This is a genomic window from Bacillus manliponensis, assembly GCF_000712595.1.
Lineage (GTDB): Bacteria > Bacillota > Bacilli > Bacillales > Bacillaceae_G > Bacillus_A > Bacillus_A manliponensis.
Window position 1 is genome coordinate 57,352 of the sequence record NZ_JOTN01000004.1, and the last position, 14,647, is coordinate 71,998.

Consider the following 14,647-nt stretch of genomic DNA (forward strand, 5'->3'; position numbering starts at 1 on the left):
ATTTGTTTTAGATGTCATTTTATATAATCTCCTCTTACGTTGAGTACATGTACTCAACGTAAGGGCCCTTATAAATTCGTTTATTAATTTTCGTAGTTAAGATAACGTGTAAAAACCCACGCTAAGCAAAAAATACAATGAGCTACCCATATGGACAACTCATTTACATAATTATCGTTATTGGAAATTAATTAATTTTTCTACGTACTAAATAAAAAGCTAAAGAACCCATAATAACAGGTGTAACAAAATTAACAAAATCAACAAAACCCCAAAAAGGAGATGATCCAGTAAAAATAGAGGGTGTAAATACATAGATAACTGCTAGTCCTATAAATATAGGAACTCCAAATTGCAACTCCCTACATCGTTTTATTTTTCTGTATAACAATTCCCCGATTAGGCAAGCTACAAGAGCTGGTATACTACCATAAATGATGAAAATCATAATGAATCCAAATAAATCGGTCGAATCAAAATGACTAGGATCAGAAATAAATGCAATCAAGGGCCACCCCATAACACAAGTAAGCAGACTTGTAGCATAACTAATTAAAAATTTTTTCACTTGTATCTCCTTTGTAAATCATGATGTTATGTCTATTATATGAGAATTCTATTAACGTAAGATAGATAAATATGATATGTATACTCTATACATATCAAGTTAACATAAAGAATTATTATCGGGATTCAATGTATTTAGAAGACTATTAAAAGCCCTCCAGGTTGTTTAACTGGGGGACTTTCGTGTTCACATAATTATCGTTAGCGGAAACGAATTAGTTTTTCCTAAATTAAAACCAATATTTGTTCATTTCACTTAAAAACTCTTTAGTAATAGGGAATCCAGAGCTTTGACCTATTATAGAATCAATCTCACAGTAGGGACAAAGAGCTGTGCTCTCATTACTATCTATCCATTCTTCAATTTCAGATGGATGAAATATTTCTAAACAATAAAAACAGCCACATAAACTATCTTCTTTTAAACTTTCCTTGTTATCACCACAGAAACGATGGGCAGCTTTCACGCTATTTTGCATATTATTCTTCTAACCCTTCCAACTCAATTGTTTTTGATTTTTCTTTATAATAGCCTTAATAGAACTTGTATATCATATACATGTAAGGTTAACATAATGTCCTATTAAGAGACTCGTAATCCCAAAAGTAAAATAATTTCGTTATGGGGTGTTTGCTTTTCTTAGCTTGATGGTGATGTGGTGCTCGGCTGTTAAATAGCATGTTTAGAGATATCGCAAAGTTAAAAAAGAATACGAGAATTTCTTTTAGGATATTCATGAGTCACCTCATTCTCATTCTTGGTACGTTTGTGATAGCGGGATTCCTAGCATAACAAAAAGCTCGGCAGCAGCCGAGCTTTCTTTATTATTACTTTTCTTCTTTTGTCTTTTCGCCTTCTTTAGGTGTTTCAAAAAGTTCTTTTAAATCTTTATCTTTCACGTCTACGTCAGCTTTTTTCAGTTCTTTCGCAATTAAGTCTTCCATGAACTTAGCGTCTTGGTACTTCGCTGCGATAGCTTGTTCTTTTAGCTCGTCCTTCACTTCTTCGTAAGGCTTCGCTTCTTTAATGTCAGTTACTTTAATGATGTGGTAACCGTGTTGTGTTTTTACAGGCTCACTGATTTCGTCTTTCTTTAAGCCGTAAGCTGCTTCTTCAAATTCTGGTACCATTTTACCAGGTCCGAAGTAACCTAAGTCGCCGCCGTTTTCAGCAGAACCTGGATCTTCAGATTTTTCTTTCGCTAATTCTTCGAAAGATTTACCTTGGTCAAGCTCTGCTTTAATGTTTTTCGCAGTCTCTTCATCTTTCACAAGAATGTGGCTTGCTTTAATTTCAGGTTTGTTTAACGCTTTTAAGTCTTTTTCTGTAATAGACTTCGAAACAGCTTTTTCCATTGCTAATTGTGCACGGATGCTGTTTTTGAATGATTTTTCAGTTAAACCTTGTTGCTCTAATAGCATATCAAATTGATCGCCAATTTGTTTTTTTGTATCTTCAAACTTTTTATCAACTTCTTTATCGTCAACTTTATAGTTGTTGATAAATACTTTTTCCATTACCATGTTTTTCAACATTTGTTGACCAGCTTGGTTTTCTTTCATTGCATTGTAGAACTCTTCTTGTGTAATGTCACCAGCTTTTGATGTAACGACTTTATCAGATGATCCACATGCTGATAATGCGATAACACTTGTCGCCGCTAGGGCAAGCATTGCTTTCTTCATTTCTCAAACACTCCTACTATGTATGTATTTTATTCATCCCTTTGACCCCTATAAAGATAGGTGGGAAATAGAACCAAAATGAATGGTTGACGCGTTGTTCGTGAATGAATCACCTTATAGTATGCGCAATATGTACAAAGTTTAATATACCATATTTCTATATGTTTTCCTATTGATAAAGAAAATTTACCCATTACCTTTCTAGATGTGAAAGGTACCATTGTCTAGGCGTTTGCATATACATAAATACATACGACAATAAGAACTAAACCCTTTCTGTTAGGCGAAAAACGCATGATCATATACTTCTGATATATGTAGTTGAAAAAGTAGTATGTTTTCGTTTTCGCTTATATAACGTTAGAAAAAAGAGAGCTAGTGTCAGATTTCAATTGTTATCCCGCTATTTGCGGGCTGTAAGACTCCCACCTCAAAACTTGAGAAAAAGCGAAGAAGTTTAGGTGGGAGATAAACAGTCCGTAAAAGCCCGATTGGTCGGGCTAACACTCAGTGGGGGATGAAGAAATTCCCCACTGAGTGAAGTTTCACTTTATAACAGTGGAGAATTTATGAAGAAAGAGGAGGACCTTGCATGAATTCACAACTCATTTTATTGCTTGTCCTGTTTATTTTATTGATTATAGTAGGTATAATTTGTTTATAGAGGAAAAAGCTGAGGGAGGAGAGTCCTCCTCAGCTTTTGTGAAATAGAATTTCTACATAACTAGAAATTAGTAAAATGGTAATACATACGTTAATAAAACGAAAGACACCCGCTTGGCGAACATCAGATATTTCTTTTTGTTCACACAGTGTATGTGTCATGAAATTCGTGTAAAATAGAACAAGAAGTGCAAATAAGATAAAGAAATACTCTACTGTAGTCACGAGGAGGAACCTCCTTATAATGAAAATACATATACTCGTATATATTGTAACATACGATATTTTGTTCGTGTTCTAAAATCCAGAAATAGCAGACCGAGTGAGAGAAAGTGAGGGGAGAAAATGGACGTCGTAAAGCGCCTCGAGCAAGCTGAATATTATGTGGGACTTCTTTTTAATATGATCGATGAAGATAAGTGTCCATTTTATTCTTTAATTATAAAGAGAAAAGTGAGAAAGCAAGATATAGAACGTTTGCTGCGTGAATGTGAACAAATGAACGAGCAATACATCATAGAGAAGCAAGAGGGCTTACTGTTCTTTGACTCCCTTCTTACACAATTTGAAAAAGCGCTTCCAAATGATCTCGAATTAATGGAGACCGCAGAAGCGCTTGAGAAACAAGGTTTATTTCAACCGTTAATGCAAGAGTTTTTAAAAATGATGGCCAATGAATAATTGGTCATCATTTTTTTGTTAGTTGCTTGTCATGTTCTTCGAAATTTTCTTCAATGCTATGTAATGATCTTTCGAAAATCTCGATAAAGTCTTGACCATAAATGTTGCGTAAAATAGCAATTAATTCGATGTTTTCTGGAAATTTACCATAAAAGTTACGAAGGGCAAGAGCGCCGTTAAAGACGGAGTTATTTTCAGGGTCGTATTCTTTCATTAGTTGTAGTAGTAACTCTTCACCTTTTTCGGTAATCTCAATATACGTATTTCGTTTATCATCTTCTTTTTTAGAGAATACAAGTAAGCCGCGTTCTTCTAGCTTCTTTGAGAAGTTAAATGCGGTAGAAACGTGCATCACACCGAACTTTGCAATTTCAGAGATAGAAGCTCCTTTTAGATGATATGCAATTGATAAGATGTGGTGTTCATTGATGTTTAAATCATATGGTTTGATCCATTGCTGCCAATCCTTTTCAACACATTTCCATAATGCTTTTGATAATTGTGCAATACGTTGACTAAAAATCATTGCTTCTTTCATTGAATAATTCTTTTCTTCATTTTTCATTTGTTCACCCACTTTACAATTCTCATTCATTACTATCTATTATGCCAGTAAAATAAAAATTAATAAAGTGTTTTTGTTAGAATTGTGAAAATTTTTCGTTAAAAACACAATTTTATACATATTTCTCATCTTTTTGTAAGCGTTTTAATTAAGAGGTTCTTACAACCTCACTGGTATACGTGACAAAAGGGAATTACAGGAATAGTACGTTTTGTGCATAAAAAAACGACACATCTCGCGGACGTGTCGTTTTAAGAAGAAAAATGTAAAAAAAGTTGTTATATGCAAAAACTAAGCAAGTAGCAAATTAAGCTTTTTCTGGCACAGTTTGTTGCAACTTTTCAATTGATTTTTGGATTTCCTCAATTTCACGCTCAATGTGGCGTTTATTTTGAGAAATATCTTCTTTCCATGTTGATAACGTTTCATGCATATCTTCTTTTAACTCTTGCATCACTTCTTTGCCTTCATAAGCTGTTTCAGCAATTTGACGCTTTAGTAGCTTCGTATCAGCTGTAATATCAGCTAATGTTTTCTTTAAATCGGTACCTTTTTCTTTTAGTTTACTTCTCATATCTTTTCCAGAAGACGGAGTGGAAAATAATACAGCTAGTCCAGCGACAGCGCCGCCACATATAACACCTGTTAAAAAGGATTTAGATTTTGACATCAGAAGAGCCTCCTTATTTTTTGTTCATATTCATGATGTGAAAAATAGTGCATATGCATAAGACAAGGGGGCGAAAAATGACATTGATTACAACAATTTGTTTGGTTGTCAGTCTTTTCTTTCTTGTACGAGCAATGCATCTATTTTTAGTAATGAAACAAAAAAGAGCATATCCTCCGAGATTTTGGCTAAAGCAAAATGCAGTTCGTTATGCTTTGCTTGGAGGAATCGGTCTTTTATGTACATTATTGCTTTCTTTGTTATGATAATAAAACCTATTTTACACGATTTGCAATTGTTTCAGCGATGTTTTGTAAATCTGCTCCTGTGTAATTGTCTTGGTTTGATTTCCAAATCGCACCGAATCCGTCGTTTTTGCCGTAACGAGGAATTAAATGAAGGTGGAAGTGGAATACAGTTTGTCCCGCTTGCTCACCGTTATTATTTAATAAGTTCAAACCAACAGGATTATATTCTTCTTTAATTGCATTCGTAATCTTAGGAACGACAGAGAAAATATGTGACGCAACTTCAGGTGTTAACGCAAATACGTCTTGTTTATGTTCTTTCGGAATTACAAGTGTATGTCCTTTTGTTACTTGGCTAATATCAAGAAATGCCAGTACATGTTCATCTTCATATACTTTTGCGCATGGAATTTGCCCATCAATAATTTTACAAAAAATACAGTTGTCTGCAGTATGGTTCATAATCCTCATCCTTTCAGTAGTCTTAGCCGTATTTTACCATACTTACATACTTGAGAAAAACACGAAAAGCAGGAAGCTGATAAAGCTTCCTGCTTTCTGAAGAAGGATTTAAAAAAGCGATGCGAATTGACGTACCTTTTGGAAACACCTCATTTAGTTAGGAAATGCGTGGTACTTCGACTATTTTCTGCCGCAGACACCTCATTTGTATTGAAATGATTAAGCAATCCTTTGAAATGATATTGTCTTTTTTATAAAACAGTAGCTATTCTCCGCGAGACACCCCGTTTCTAAAAAGAACAAGTAACATGCTCCGTATAAAGCGGTAACGAGTCTTTAATCGACACCCCATTTCAAGATGATATTTCATCGTTGTTATGGCTGCTTTTTTATTGTGTTCCTTCTTCAATACTTATGATGTCCTGTTTTGTAAAAGTTATGTAAAGGAATTTTTATTTTTTGAATCGGTCTTTGTACTGATGAACGAACTTCATTTTTTTGGTAAGATGATAACAACATACATATAGAAGAAAGTGGTGTCATATGGAAGATTTATTACGAGTTGACAATGTGACAGGTGGATATACGAAACGCCCCGTGTTGCAAAATGTTTCATTTTCTGTAAAACAAGGGCAATTAGTTGGATTAATTGGTTTAAACGGCGCTGGGAAAAGTACAACAATTAAACATATTATCGGTTTAATGGAGCCAAAGAGCGGTGATATTACAATCCGTGGAAAGAAATTAAAGGAAGATATGACGGCATATCGCTCAAGCTTTGCATTCATTCCGGAAACACCGGTGTTGTACGATGAATTAACATTAGAAGAGCATTTAAAGCTTACCGCGTCAGCTTATGGCATTGGAGACAAGCAATTTCAAGAACGTACGAACGCGCTTTTAAAAGAATTCCGTATGCAAAATCGCTTGAAATGGTTCCCGTCTCATTTTTCAAAAGGGATGAAGCAAAAAGTGATGATTATGAGTGCTTTCCTTGTTGAGCCATCTTTATACATTGTGGACGAGCCGTTTGTTGGGCTTGACCCATTAGCAATCCAATCGTTATTACAAATGATGGACAAGATGAAAAAGAGCGGCGCTGGCATTTTAATGAGCACACACATTTTAGCAACGGCAGAACGTTACTGTGATGCTTTCGTTATTTTGCATGAAGGACAAATTCGCGCGCAAGGTACATTAGAGGAATTGCAGCAACAGTTTAATATGCCAAATGCAACGCTTGATGATATTTATATTGCGTTAACAAAGGAAGAGGCCAATGAATAGTAACGCGTTATGGAAAGAAAGGTTTCGTCATTTTATTAAAGAAGCTCGTACATATGGAAAGTATGTTTTTAATGACCATTTAAAATTTATTTTCGTCTTTATGATCGGGGCAGGTGCGTATTATTATCAGCAATGGTTAGAAACGCTTACCCCAGCGTTTCCTACAGCCGTCGTCATCGCAGTATTGTTAGGAATCGTCGTGACGGTAGGTTCTGTGCAAACGTTATTAAAAGAAGCGGACCTCGTTTATTTACTACCAGTTGAAGAGCGATTAAAAGGATACTTTTTAAAAGCCTTTCGCTTTACGTTTATAAAGCATTTATATTTCATCGCAATGGTAGCAGCTGCGCTTGCGCCTTTATATTTACAGCAAACGGGGCAATCCGGTAATACATATATGATTATTGTCTTATTAGCTGTTATTTTGAAAGCGTGGAACTTGTTTATGACGTGGGAAGTATCGTATATGACTGATCCACGTATGCGCTTTTTCGATTGGCTTATGCGCGTTATTGTAAACGTTGCGTTTATTTATTGTTTAGTGGCACGTGTATCTTTCCTATACATCGGTATCATTGTTGTCTTAATGATGGTTTACTCCGTTCTCTTACAGCAATCTGTCAAAGGAAAACCGTTAAACTGGGAGTACTTAATTGCCGAAGAAGGAAAGAAAATGATGGTGCTATACCGCATTGCGAACATGTTTGTTGATGTACCAGCATTAAAAGAACGAGTAGCACGCCGAAAGTGGCTCGATTTTATTTTGCAAATAATTGGCGAAAAGCGAACATATTTATACTTATATACACGTACATTTTTACGCGCAGGCAACTACTTTGGATTATATATGAGATTGCTCGTCATTGGCGGTGCTCTTGTATACGCAATTCCATTTTTATACGGAAGAGTCATCGTCAGCATATTATTCTTATACTTAATTGGATATCAGCTAATGCCGCTTTGGAAACATCATCGCTTAACATTATGGCTTGATTTATATCCAGTTAGAGAAGAAGAAAAGAGAAAAGATTTCTTGAAACTGTTACACAGCGTATTGATTATTGGTAGTGTAATTTTGGCAGTGCTGTTTGCAGTTGCAACAACAAATATCGTTATAACAGGTGCGCTACTTGCGGGGAACATCGTATTTAGCACATTATTTGTGTATCGATACGTAGCAAAACGAATTCAGTGATCCATATGAAAGGGAGAGAGAGTATGGCCGAATATGAAAAGAAGGTCATAGTAGAATTACAGTATTGGAAAGCATCGATGATTAAAGATTCTTCTATCGTGACACGTTTATCAAAGAAAGTACAAGTGAAAGTGCAAGAAATGATTCCAGAAAAAGTGCAACGTGCTTTAACAGAAACGATTAAAGCGATGGTGAAAACATTAAGCGCCGGTTCTCATTTTATTAAGCCAAAGTTAAAAGAGACGGATTGGTCATTACAAAGAAGAGATGAAGAAGTAGCCAAAAAACTTGAGGAATATAAAAAAGTTGCAGCGGTGGAAGGAGCAGGAACAGGTGCTGGTGGTATTTTATTAGGGCTTGCTGATTTCCCGCTATTACTTAGCATTAAAATTAAGTTTTTATTTGACGTAGCAACATTGTACGGATTTGATACAGCAGACGAAAGAGAACGGCTTTTCATCCTTCACGTTTTCCAGCTTGCTTTCTCAAGTGATGAACACCGAAAAGCCGTTTGGAGAGCGATTGAAACGTGGGATACAGATGAGGAAGCTGAAATGGATTGGGAAAAGTTTCAGACAGAGTACCGTGATTATATTGATTTAGCAAAGATGCTTCAGCTTGTTCCGATTATCGGAGCACCAGTTGGCGCATACGCAAACTACCAGCTACTTGGCCGCCTTGGCGAAGTGGCGAAAAATTGTTACCGCGTTCGTTATTTAAGGCAGCAAGGATTAATGATTTAGAATAATTTGGAAAATCGCTGGATTCGACACAGTAATCGCTGAATTCTTCTTACGCAGCTCTTTCCTTACTAACAACGGAGTGCGGTTGTCAATCTGGGAAGACTATGGCATGATGATAGATGTTGTAAAATGAATCGTAGTAAATGGAGGAACAAAACTTATGCATGAACTACCAAATTGCCCAAAATGTAATTCAGAATATACGTACGAAGATGGCGCACTATTCGTTTGCCCAGAATGTGCACACGAATGGTCTGGAGAGCAAGAAGAAGCTAATGAAGATGTAAAAGTTGTAAAAGACGCGAACGGAAACGTATTACAAGATGGCGACGCTGTCACAGTAATTAAAGACTTAAAAGTAAAAGGTACATCTTTAGTTGTAAAAATCGGTACAAAAGTAAAAAGCGTTCGCTTAGTTGAAGGCGATCATGACATTGACTGCAAAATCGACGGTTTCGGACCGATGAAATTAAAGTCTGAGTTTGTGAAAAAGGCGTAATGAAAGAAGACGTTCATATGGAGTGAACGTCTTTTTGCTTTTTAGACAGCTAAGTTATTGTGATGGAAAATAGTAGGAGTATGGTTTCTTTTTCATACGAAACTGTCAATTTTTATAGTAAAATAAAAATATATAAATTCATTTTGATTTTTTAAAGCGGAGTACTAGCTTGCCGCTACGCTTTGTGGGGAGAATCTCTCCCACATAAAAAGAAATTCTTTTTTATAGTTTTTTTCAATTTGTATTTATAAATTTACATTTGGAGTGATTATATGCAACCATTGGAAAATGAAATTCACCCGAATATGGTGAAAGTGTGGCAAATTAGCTCACTCGTTACATCGGGAATTGGCCTTATTGTTACAATTGCCTATTTTATACTCATGATTAAGTTTGACTGGACGGGCTGGATTTTTGGTGGCCTTGTAATTTGTCTTCTTGCATACGCACCGCTTGCTTATCTTGTGTTCCCAAGTATGCGTCAGCGCTATTATAGTTATCGACTACAAGAGGATGAACTAGAAATTCAAAAAGGGATGTACACAGTAGAGCGCGTGTTAATTCCGATGGTTCGCGTTCAACACGTAACGGTTGAACAAGGACCACTTATGCGTAAGTACGGACTGGCAGAGCTGAAGATTGCAACGGCGGCAACAGGGCACAGCATTCCTGGATTGACAATTCGAGAAGCTGAGCAATTAAAGCGTCAAATTGGAGAGTTAGCGAAAGTGAGTGAGGATGATGTATAAAAGGCAGCATCCGATTACGATATTACTTGAGCTGAAGTTATCGAATCTGTATCCAATTATTTTTCTTGCGATATTTAGTGGGGATATGGGGATTTTTAGATTTTTACTTCCACTAGGCTTTTTTGTAATTGCACTCATATTTGTTGCGGTTAGTTGGTATTTTAAAGTGTATTGGGTCGAAAATAATATTCTACACATTAAACAAGGAATATTTACGAAAAAAGAAAGTTATTTAAATAAAGAGCGCGTACAAACGATCCAAACGAGTTCAAACATTTTTTATCAGCTGTTAGGTTTAACAAGGTTAAAGATTGAAACAGCTGGTGGCGGATCGGAGCCGGAAGTGAATTTAGCAGGTATTCGTGTAGAAGAGGCAAAAGAACTAATTGCACTTTTAAACGAAGATGTAAGTGAAGCAGAACAAATGGATGAAGCTCTTGCAGAAACGACAACAAAAGAAGAGAAACCATCAACAGTATATAAGCTAACGTGGAATGAGATTTTATTAGCGTCAGTTACATCAGGAGAAATTGGACTTCTATTCTCGCTTTTATTTGTCGTTTGGTCTCAAGTGAATGATTATATTCCAAATTGGATTATTGAAAAAGCTGAGTCCTATATTATGGGCCATGATATTTACGGTTGGATGTTAATTGGTGGGGTGTTACTTGTTTTATCATGGATTCTTTCAACGATTCGCTATGCGATGAAGCATGCAAACTTTACCGTGTACCGAAAGAATGATGAAATTCGAATTGCACAAGGTTTGTATGAGAAAAAAGAGATTGCACTAAAGCTGCATCGTATTCAAGGTATTACGATAAAAGAAGGTCTTTTCCGTCAACCGTTTGGTTACTGTACAGTTAACGTAGAAGTAATTCAAAGCGTTGGGGAAGAAGGTGGACAAGAGAAGGTAGTGTTACACCCGCTCATTCAGAAAGATAGAGTAGGAGAACTTCTATCTTATTTAGAACTACCGTATGCGGTTCCAGAACAGCTAACAGCTTTACCAAAAACAGCATTACGACGTTATATTATTGAAAGTATGATTTATTTCGGTATACTAGCAGTTCCAGTTGCAGGTGCACTTGTTTATTTTGAGAAATATATGTTCACCTTTGCGTTACTACCGTTATTACTATTATTCATCGCAATTGGCTACGCTCAGTATAGAGCTGCTGGTTATAAAGTAAATGGTGATCAGTTAGCAATCATATACCGAAATATTGCAAAATACACAGGGCTTGTTAGAAGACGACACATTCAATCGCTTGAGAAGCAGCAATCATACTTCCAGCGGAAAGATCAGTTATGTACGTACACATTTTATAGCGCAGCGTCTCATTATAAATTAGAGCACACGCGCTTAGAAGATGCTGAGAATATGTACAACTGGTACAAAAACAAGGAAATCACCCTTTCGTAAGGGTGATTTTTTTATTGGCGTTGTTCTATCGGCGATTATTTGCGGTTTATCGGCTATTTTCAAAATCTATCGGCCATTTCACCAAAAAAGATGCCGCACCGGCGGCATCTTTTTTATACAGTAAACTTCGTCACAAATGATGGTCCTGCAAAAATGCTTGTTTGTGCTTCCCCGTGAGGAGGCTGCGCATGTGCAGGGCGTTTTTTATGTGCGTTTTCAAATGATCTTGATTCTGTCCAGTCGATGAAGTTTTGTTCTGATTCCCACATCGTCATAATAACGTATGTACCGTCTGTTAATGGGCGAAGTACGCGAATTGCTTGGAAGCCAGGCTCGTTTTCAATTAGGCCAGCGCGATTTTTGAAGCGGTTTTCAAACGTTTCTCTTCCTTCTTCTGTAACAGGAATGTTATTACATACGATAAAGCCGTTTTGTCCGTTGAATTCTCCGACAGCGTCTAATACATCATATTGAAGTGTTCCTTCAACGTTTTCCTCTGTATTTTCTTTATAAAACATGTTCTTTTCATCATTTTTTCCTACGAAATGTGCCTGCTCTAGCGATGTTTCATATGAGATGATTGCTTTCATGTTTTAACCCCCTTTACATTTACTTTCATTATAGCAAGTCCTTAAAAAAACTTCGATGATTATACATAAAGGTTTCGTTTTTCCAAATAATAACTGTACCATCATTTGGAAAGAAGGATGCTGAATGAAGAGAGTAAAGTGGAGTGTGATAAGTGTAGCGGCAGTAGTTGTATTAGCGATTGCTTTATATAAAGTGATTGTGCTTGCTGGTGGCTATATGATGGATGAAAAACGACTTGTATTTCATTCTTCTTCGCGCATCGTTGACCAAAAGGGAAAGGAAATTACGAAGCTTTACGTTGAAAATAGAGAACTTATCCCGGTTGAAGAGATTCCAAAGCATGTGCAACAAGCGTTTATTGCAGTAGAAGATTCCAGGTTTTATAAGCATCATGGCATTGATACGTCTGCGATTATACGTGCATTGCTAAAGGATATCGCAGCGGGCGGGAAAGTAGAAGGTGGCAGTACCATTACGCAGCAACTAGTGAAAAACGTCTTTTTAACGCATGAAAAAACGATAACACGAAAAGCAAAAGAAGTAGCAATCGCCTTTTACTTAGAACAAAAGTATACGAAAAATGAGCTACTTGAAATGTATTTGAACCATATTTACTTCGGACATGGTGCATACGGGATTCAGGCAGCTGCGAAATTTTATTTTAATAAAGATGCGAAAAAGCTAACGGTAGAAGAAGGGGCGATGTTAGCGGGGCTTCCAAAAGCACCAAATGGTTATTCACCGCTCCTAGAGCCATATAAAAGTAAAGAGCGCCGCGATCTCGTGTTATCACTTATGCATAAGCAAGGGTACTTATCAGCGGAAGAAACGGTTCGTTATCAAGGGAAGACGATTGCGCTTCATACGAATGAAGATGAGCGTGAGTTAGCTTATATGCCATATGTTGATATGGTGATAGATGAAGCTGCGCGCATTTATGGATTGTCACATCAAGAAGTACTTCGGGGCGGTTATACATTCGTTGTCCCAATGGATGAGAAAGTCCAAAAGGTAGCGTATGCACAATTTCAAGATAACCGTAATTTCCCGATGCAAAATAAGGAAATAGAAGGTTCATTTTTATTAATGGACAGTAAAACAGGGGGAATTAAGGCGACGATTGGTGGAAGACATTACGTCGCGCGTGGTTTGAACCGGGTTTATGCAAAAAGGCAGCCAGGTTCTGTATTAAAGCCATTGCTTGTGTATGCACCTGCACTAGAAACAAAGCGATATAAGCCGTATTCTTTGTTGAAAAATGAAAAGTTATCGTTTGAAGGATATATGCCAAAAAATTATAATGACCAATATTCAAAAGAAATGACGATGTATGATGCGTTGTTACAATCCGCAAATGTGCCAGCTGTTTCTCTGCTTCAGGAAATGGGTGTGGAACAAGGGAAAAGCTATTTGGAAAAAGGAAATGTTCACATCCCTGAATCTGGTTTAAGTACCGCACTTGGCGGCTTGCGAGAAGGGATTTCCCCGCTTGACCTTGTAAAAATGTATCGTGCTTTTTTAGCAAATGGAAAGATTATTGAGCCGTACGTAATTGAAAAAGTATTGAATCGACGCGGTGAAGTCATTGGCAAAGCAAGTACGAAAGAAACGAGAGTTTTTTCAAAACAAACGGCTTGGTATATGACGAAAATGTTAGAAGGCGTCGTGCAGGAAGGAACGGCTAGAAAAGGTGTTTATAAAGGAGCTTTAGCTGGGAAAACGGGAACGACTTCGCTTCCTAAACAACGAGAAGGTGCTCGTGATGTTTGGTTCGTTGGCTATACGCCAACAGTTGTTGGTGCGATTTGGATGGGATATGACCAGACAGATGAAGGGCATTACATACGAGGTGATAGCTCTTCACCGACAGAGTTATTTAAAAGTATTTTAACGAAAGCAAATGTACAAGTGCAGGAAACCTTTCAGCAACCACGCGGCGTTGAAACAATTGGAAGGCCAATTCGGTTAAGTAAATTAAAAGACTTTGAAGCGAAGCTTTCCTTCACACCGTTTAGCCTATTTACAGCAAAGTTAACATGGACACCTTTATTTGATAAACGCATTGAGTATCGAGTGTATAAAGTAGATGGAGGAAAAACAGTTCATGTTGATACAGTGGTTGGGAAAGGAGAATATGAGGCGCCGTTTATTAACGTATTTTCGCGGCCGCAGTTTTATGTTGTTCCGTACAACCCGCAGACGGAACGTGAAGGTGAGAAGACGAAAGTGGTGAAACCGTAAAACTCTTCTTTTTTGAGATTGGAGAGAAGTCCTAGCGAAGTATGGTAACGGTCAGAGCTTTGCCACTTATGATATGAAAACAAAAGTAGAAAAGGATGCGGTGAACAGCTAGAAGAGCTGTGATAGAAATGAACGTATATCAGCGAAGGCAGCGCTTTCGCTGATTGTTCGTATTAAGTAGGAAGAAAACCCTTACAGATTGAAGTTTCACTGTACAGTTTGTGATATAATGGGAATGTTTCGACAAATATAGAAAGATTTTTATGAACATTTGTGTCAATTTCATGAACATCGTACATAATGTTGTACATTTTGTTTTTACTAGGAGTATAGTAAGAACAGATAAAGTGAAACTTCAATCAGTGGGGGCTTCA

Annotated in this window: 18 protein-coding genes; 10 read left to right on the plus strand and 8 right to left on the minus strand. The window is 36.9% G+C overall.

Translation table 11 applies throughout. From position 1 onward, the window contains the following. Positions 1-187 precede the first annotated feature (187 nt). From BAMA_RS06295 to prsA, 3 genes are all read right to left on the minus strand, one after another. The gene (locus tag BAMA_RS06295; RefSeq protein WP_034637317.1) at positions 188-568 is read right to left on the minus strand and encodes a hypothetical protein; all 381 of its coding nucleotides are present in this window, start codon (positions 566-568) and stop codon (positions 188-190) included. A 229-nt stretch (positions 569-797) separates the two neighbouring features. Next, positions 798-1,046: a hypothetical protein gene (locus tag BAMA_RS06300; RefSeq protein ID WP_034637318.1), complete on the minus strand. Its 249-nt coding sequence runs from the start codon at positions 1,044-1,046 to the stop codon at positions 798-800. 349 nt (positions 1,047-1,395) lie between these two features. Then, positions 1,396-2,253: a peptidylprolyl isomerase PrsA gene (prsA, locus tag BAMA_RS06305; protein WP_034637327.1), complete on the minus strand. Its 858-nt coding sequence runs from the start codon at positions 2,251-2,253 to the stop codon at positions 1,396-1,398. Between the two features lie 565 nt (positions 2,254-2,818). On the opposite strand from prsA, the gene BAMA_RS25105 reads away from it, so the two are divergent. Beyond that, the gene (locus BAMA_RS25105; RefSeq protein ID WP_235184428.1) at positions 2,819-2,917 is read left to right on the plus strand and encodes a YjcZ family sporulation protein; all 99 of its coding nucleotides are present in this window, start codon (positions 2,819-2,821) and stop codon (positions 2,915-2,917) included. A 29-nt stretch (positions 2,918-2,946) separates the two neighbouring features. On the opposite strand, the gene BAMA_RS06310 is transcribed toward BAMA_RS25105, so the two are convergent. Then, positions 2,947-3,141, minus strand: a complete 195-nt coding sequence (locus tag BAMA_RS06310; protein ID WP_034637330.1) for a hypothetical protein — start codon at positions 3,139-3,141, stop codon at positions 2,947-2,949. A gap of 120 nt (positions 3,142-3,261) precedes the next feature. Between BAMA_RS06310 and BAMA_RS06315 the strand changes: the two genes are divergently transcribed. Continuing rightward, a complete protein-coding gene (locus tag BAMA_RS06315; RefSeq protein ID WP_034637331.1) occupies positions 3,262-3,597 on the plus strand; it encodes a DUF1878 family protein in 336 nt (111 codons plus the stop codon). Positions 3,598-3,604: 7 nt separating this feature from the next. On the opposite strand, the gene BAMA_RS06320 is transcribed toward BAMA_RS06315, so the two are convergent. Together BAMA_RS06320 and BAMA_RS06325 are read right to left on the minus strand one after the other, a co-directional pair. Further along, the gene (locus tag BAMA_RS06320; RefSeq protein WP_034637332.1) at positions 3,605-4,162 is read right to left on the minus strand and encodes an HTH-type transcriptional regulator Hpr; all 558 of its coding nucleotides are present in this window, start codon (positions 4,160-4,162) and stop codon (positions 3,605-3,607) included. Between the two features lie 307 nt (positions 4,163-4,469). After that, complete coding sequence (locus BAMA_RS06325; RefSeq protein WP_034637333.1) at positions 4,470-4,832, minus strand: YtxH domain-containing protein; 363 nt, start codon at positions 4,830-4,832, stop codon at positions 4,470-4,472. A 77-nt stretch (positions 4,833-4,909) separates the two neighbouring features. Here BAMA_RS06325 and yhzF point away from each other — a divergent pair, with 77 nt between their 5' ends. Further along, on the plus strand, positions 4,910-5,098 hold the full coding sequence (gene yhzF / locus BAMA_RS06330; protein WP_034637334.1) for a membrane protein YhzF: 189 nt from the start codon (positions 4,910-4,912) through the stop codon (positions 5,096-5,098). Positions 5,099-5,107: 9 nt separating this feature from the next. On the opposite strand, the gene BAMA_RS06335 is transcribed toward yhzF, so the two are convergent. Beyond that, entirely contained in the window at positions 5,108-5,542 is a 435-nt protein-coding gene (locus tag BAMA_RS06335) for an HIT family protein (RefSeq protein WP_034637336.1), read from the minus strand. Positions 5,543-6,085: 543 nt separating this feature from the next. Here BAMA_RS06335 and BAMA_RS06340 point away from each other — a divergent pair. The 6 genes from BAMA_RS06340 to BAMA_RS06365 all read left to right on the plus strand — a co-directional run bounded on the left by BAMA_RS06340 (position 6,086) and on the right by BAMA_RS06365 (position 11,441). Next, complete coding sequence (locus tag BAMA_RS06340) at positions 6,086-6,829, plus strand: ABC transporter ATP-binding protein (RefSeq protein ID WP_034637337.1); 744 nt, start codon at positions 6,086-6,088, stop codon at positions 6,827-6,829. Next, a complete protein-coding gene (locus BAMA_RS06345) occupies positions 6,822-8,024 on the plus strand; it encodes an ABC transporter permease (protein ID WP_034637338.1) in 1,203 nt (400 codons plus the stop codon). Before BAMA_RS06340 ends, BAMA_RS06345 begins: the two co-directional genes overlap by 8 nt. A gap of 23 nt (positions 8,025-8,047) precedes the next feature. Further along, positions 8,048-8,767: an EcsC family protein gene (locus BAMA_RS06350; protein WP_034637340.1), complete on the plus strand. Its 720-nt coding sequence runs from the start codon at positions 8,048-8,050 to the stop codon at positions 8,765-8,767. Positions 8,768-8,927: 160 nt separating this feature from the next. Next, positions 8,928-9,266 (plus strand): zinc ribbon domain-containing protein YjdM, encoded by a 339-nt coding sequence (locus tag BAMA_RS06355; protein ID WP_034637342.1) that lies wholly within the window; start codon positions 8,928-8,930, stop codon positions 9,264-9,266. A 272-nt stretch (positions 9,267-9,538) separates the two neighbouring features. After that, positions 9,539-10,015, plus strand: a complete 477-nt coding sequence (locus BAMA_RS06360; protein ID WP_034637343.1) for a PH domain-containing protein — start codon at positions 9,539-9,541, stop codon at positions 10,013-10,015. Beyond that, positions 10,008-11,441, plus strand: a complete 1,434-nt coding sequence (locus BAMA_RS06365; protein WP_034637830.1) for a PH domain-containing protein — start codon at positions 10,008-10,010, stop codon at positions 11,439-11,441. The genes BAMA_RS06360 and BAMA_RS06365 overlap by 8 nt, the downstream gene beginning before the upstream one ends. A 113-nt stretch (positions 11,442-11,554) precedes the next feature. Here BAMA_RS06365 and BAMA_RS06370 read toward each other — a convergent pair whose 3' ends face one another. Next, on the minus strand, positions 11,555-12,031 hold the full coding sequence (locus tag BAMA_RS06370; protein WP_034637344.1) for an antibiotic biosynthesis monooxygenase family protein: 477 nt from the start codon (positions 12,029-12,031) through the stop codon (positions 11,555-11,557). A gap of 124 nt (positions 12,032-12,155) precedes the next feature. On the opposite strand from BAMA_RS06370, the gene BAMA_RS06375 reads away from it, so the two are divergent. Beyond that, on the plus strand, positions 12,156-14,273 hold the full coding sequence (locus BAMA_RS06375) for a transglycosylase domain-containing protein (protein ID WP_034637346.1): 2,118 nt from the start codon (positions 12,156-12,158) through the stop codon (positions 14,271-14,273). Positions 14,274-14,647 lie beyond the last annotated feature (374 nt).

Coding starts and splice junctions, on each gene's coding strand:
- BAMA_RS06340 (WP_034637337.1), top strand. CDS start 6,086: ATGGAAGATTTATTACGAGTTGACAATGTGACAGGTGGATATACGAAA.
- BAMA_RS06320 (WP_034637332.1), bottom strand. CDS start 4,162: ATGAAAAATGAAGAAAAGAATTATTCAATGAAAGAAGCAATGATTTTT.
- yhzF (WP_034637334.1), top strand. CDS start 4,910: ATGACATTGATTACAACAATTTGTTTGGTTGTCAGTCTTTTCTTTCTT.
- BAMA_RS06350 (WP_034637340.1), top strand. CDS start 8,048: ATGGCCGAATATGAAAAGAAGGTCATAGTAGAATTACAGTATTGGAAA.
- prsA (WP_034637327.1), bottom strand. CDS start 2,253: ATGAAGAAAGCAATGCTTGCCCTAGCGGCGACAAGTGTTATCGCATTA.
- BAMA_RS06300 (WP_034637318.1), bottom strand. CDS start 1,046: ATGCAAAATAGCGTGAAAGCTGCCCATCGTTTCTGTGGTGATAACAAG.
- BAMA_RS06355 (WP_034637342.1), top strand. CDS start 8,928: ATGCATGAACTACCAAATTGCCCAAAATGTAATTCAGAATATACGTAC.
- BAMA_RS06345 (WP_034637338.1), top strand. CDS start 6,822: ATGAATAGTAACGCGTTATGGAAAGAAAGGTTTCGTCATTTTATTAAA.
- BAMA_RS06335 (WP_034637336.1), bottom strand. CDS start 5,542: ATGAACCATACTGCAGACAACTGTATTTTTTGTAAAATTATTGATGGG.
- BAMA_RS06315 (WP_034637331.1), top strand. CDS start 3,262: ATGGACGTCGTAAAGCGCCTCGAGCAAGCTGAATATTATGTGGGACTT.
- BAMA_RS06370 (WP_034637344.1), bottom strand. CDS start 12,031: ATGAAAGCAATCATCTCATATGAAACATCGCTAGAGCAGGCACATTTC.
- BAMA_RS06365 (WP_034637830.1), top strand. CDS start 10,008: ATGTATAAAAGGCAGCATCCGATTACGATATTACTTGAGCTGAAGTTA.
- BAMA_RS06360 (WP_034637343.1), top strand. CDS start 9,539: ATGCAACCATTGGAAAATGAAATTCACCCGAATATGGTGAAAGTGTGG.
- BAMA_RS06325 (WP_034637333.1), bottom strand. CDS start 4,832: ATGTCAAAATCTAAATCCTTTTTAACAGGTGTTATATGTGGCGGCGCT.
- BAMA_RS06375 (WP_034637346.1), top strand. CDS start 12,156: ATGAAGAGAGTAAAGTGGAGTGTGATAAGTGTAGCGGCAGTAGTTGTA.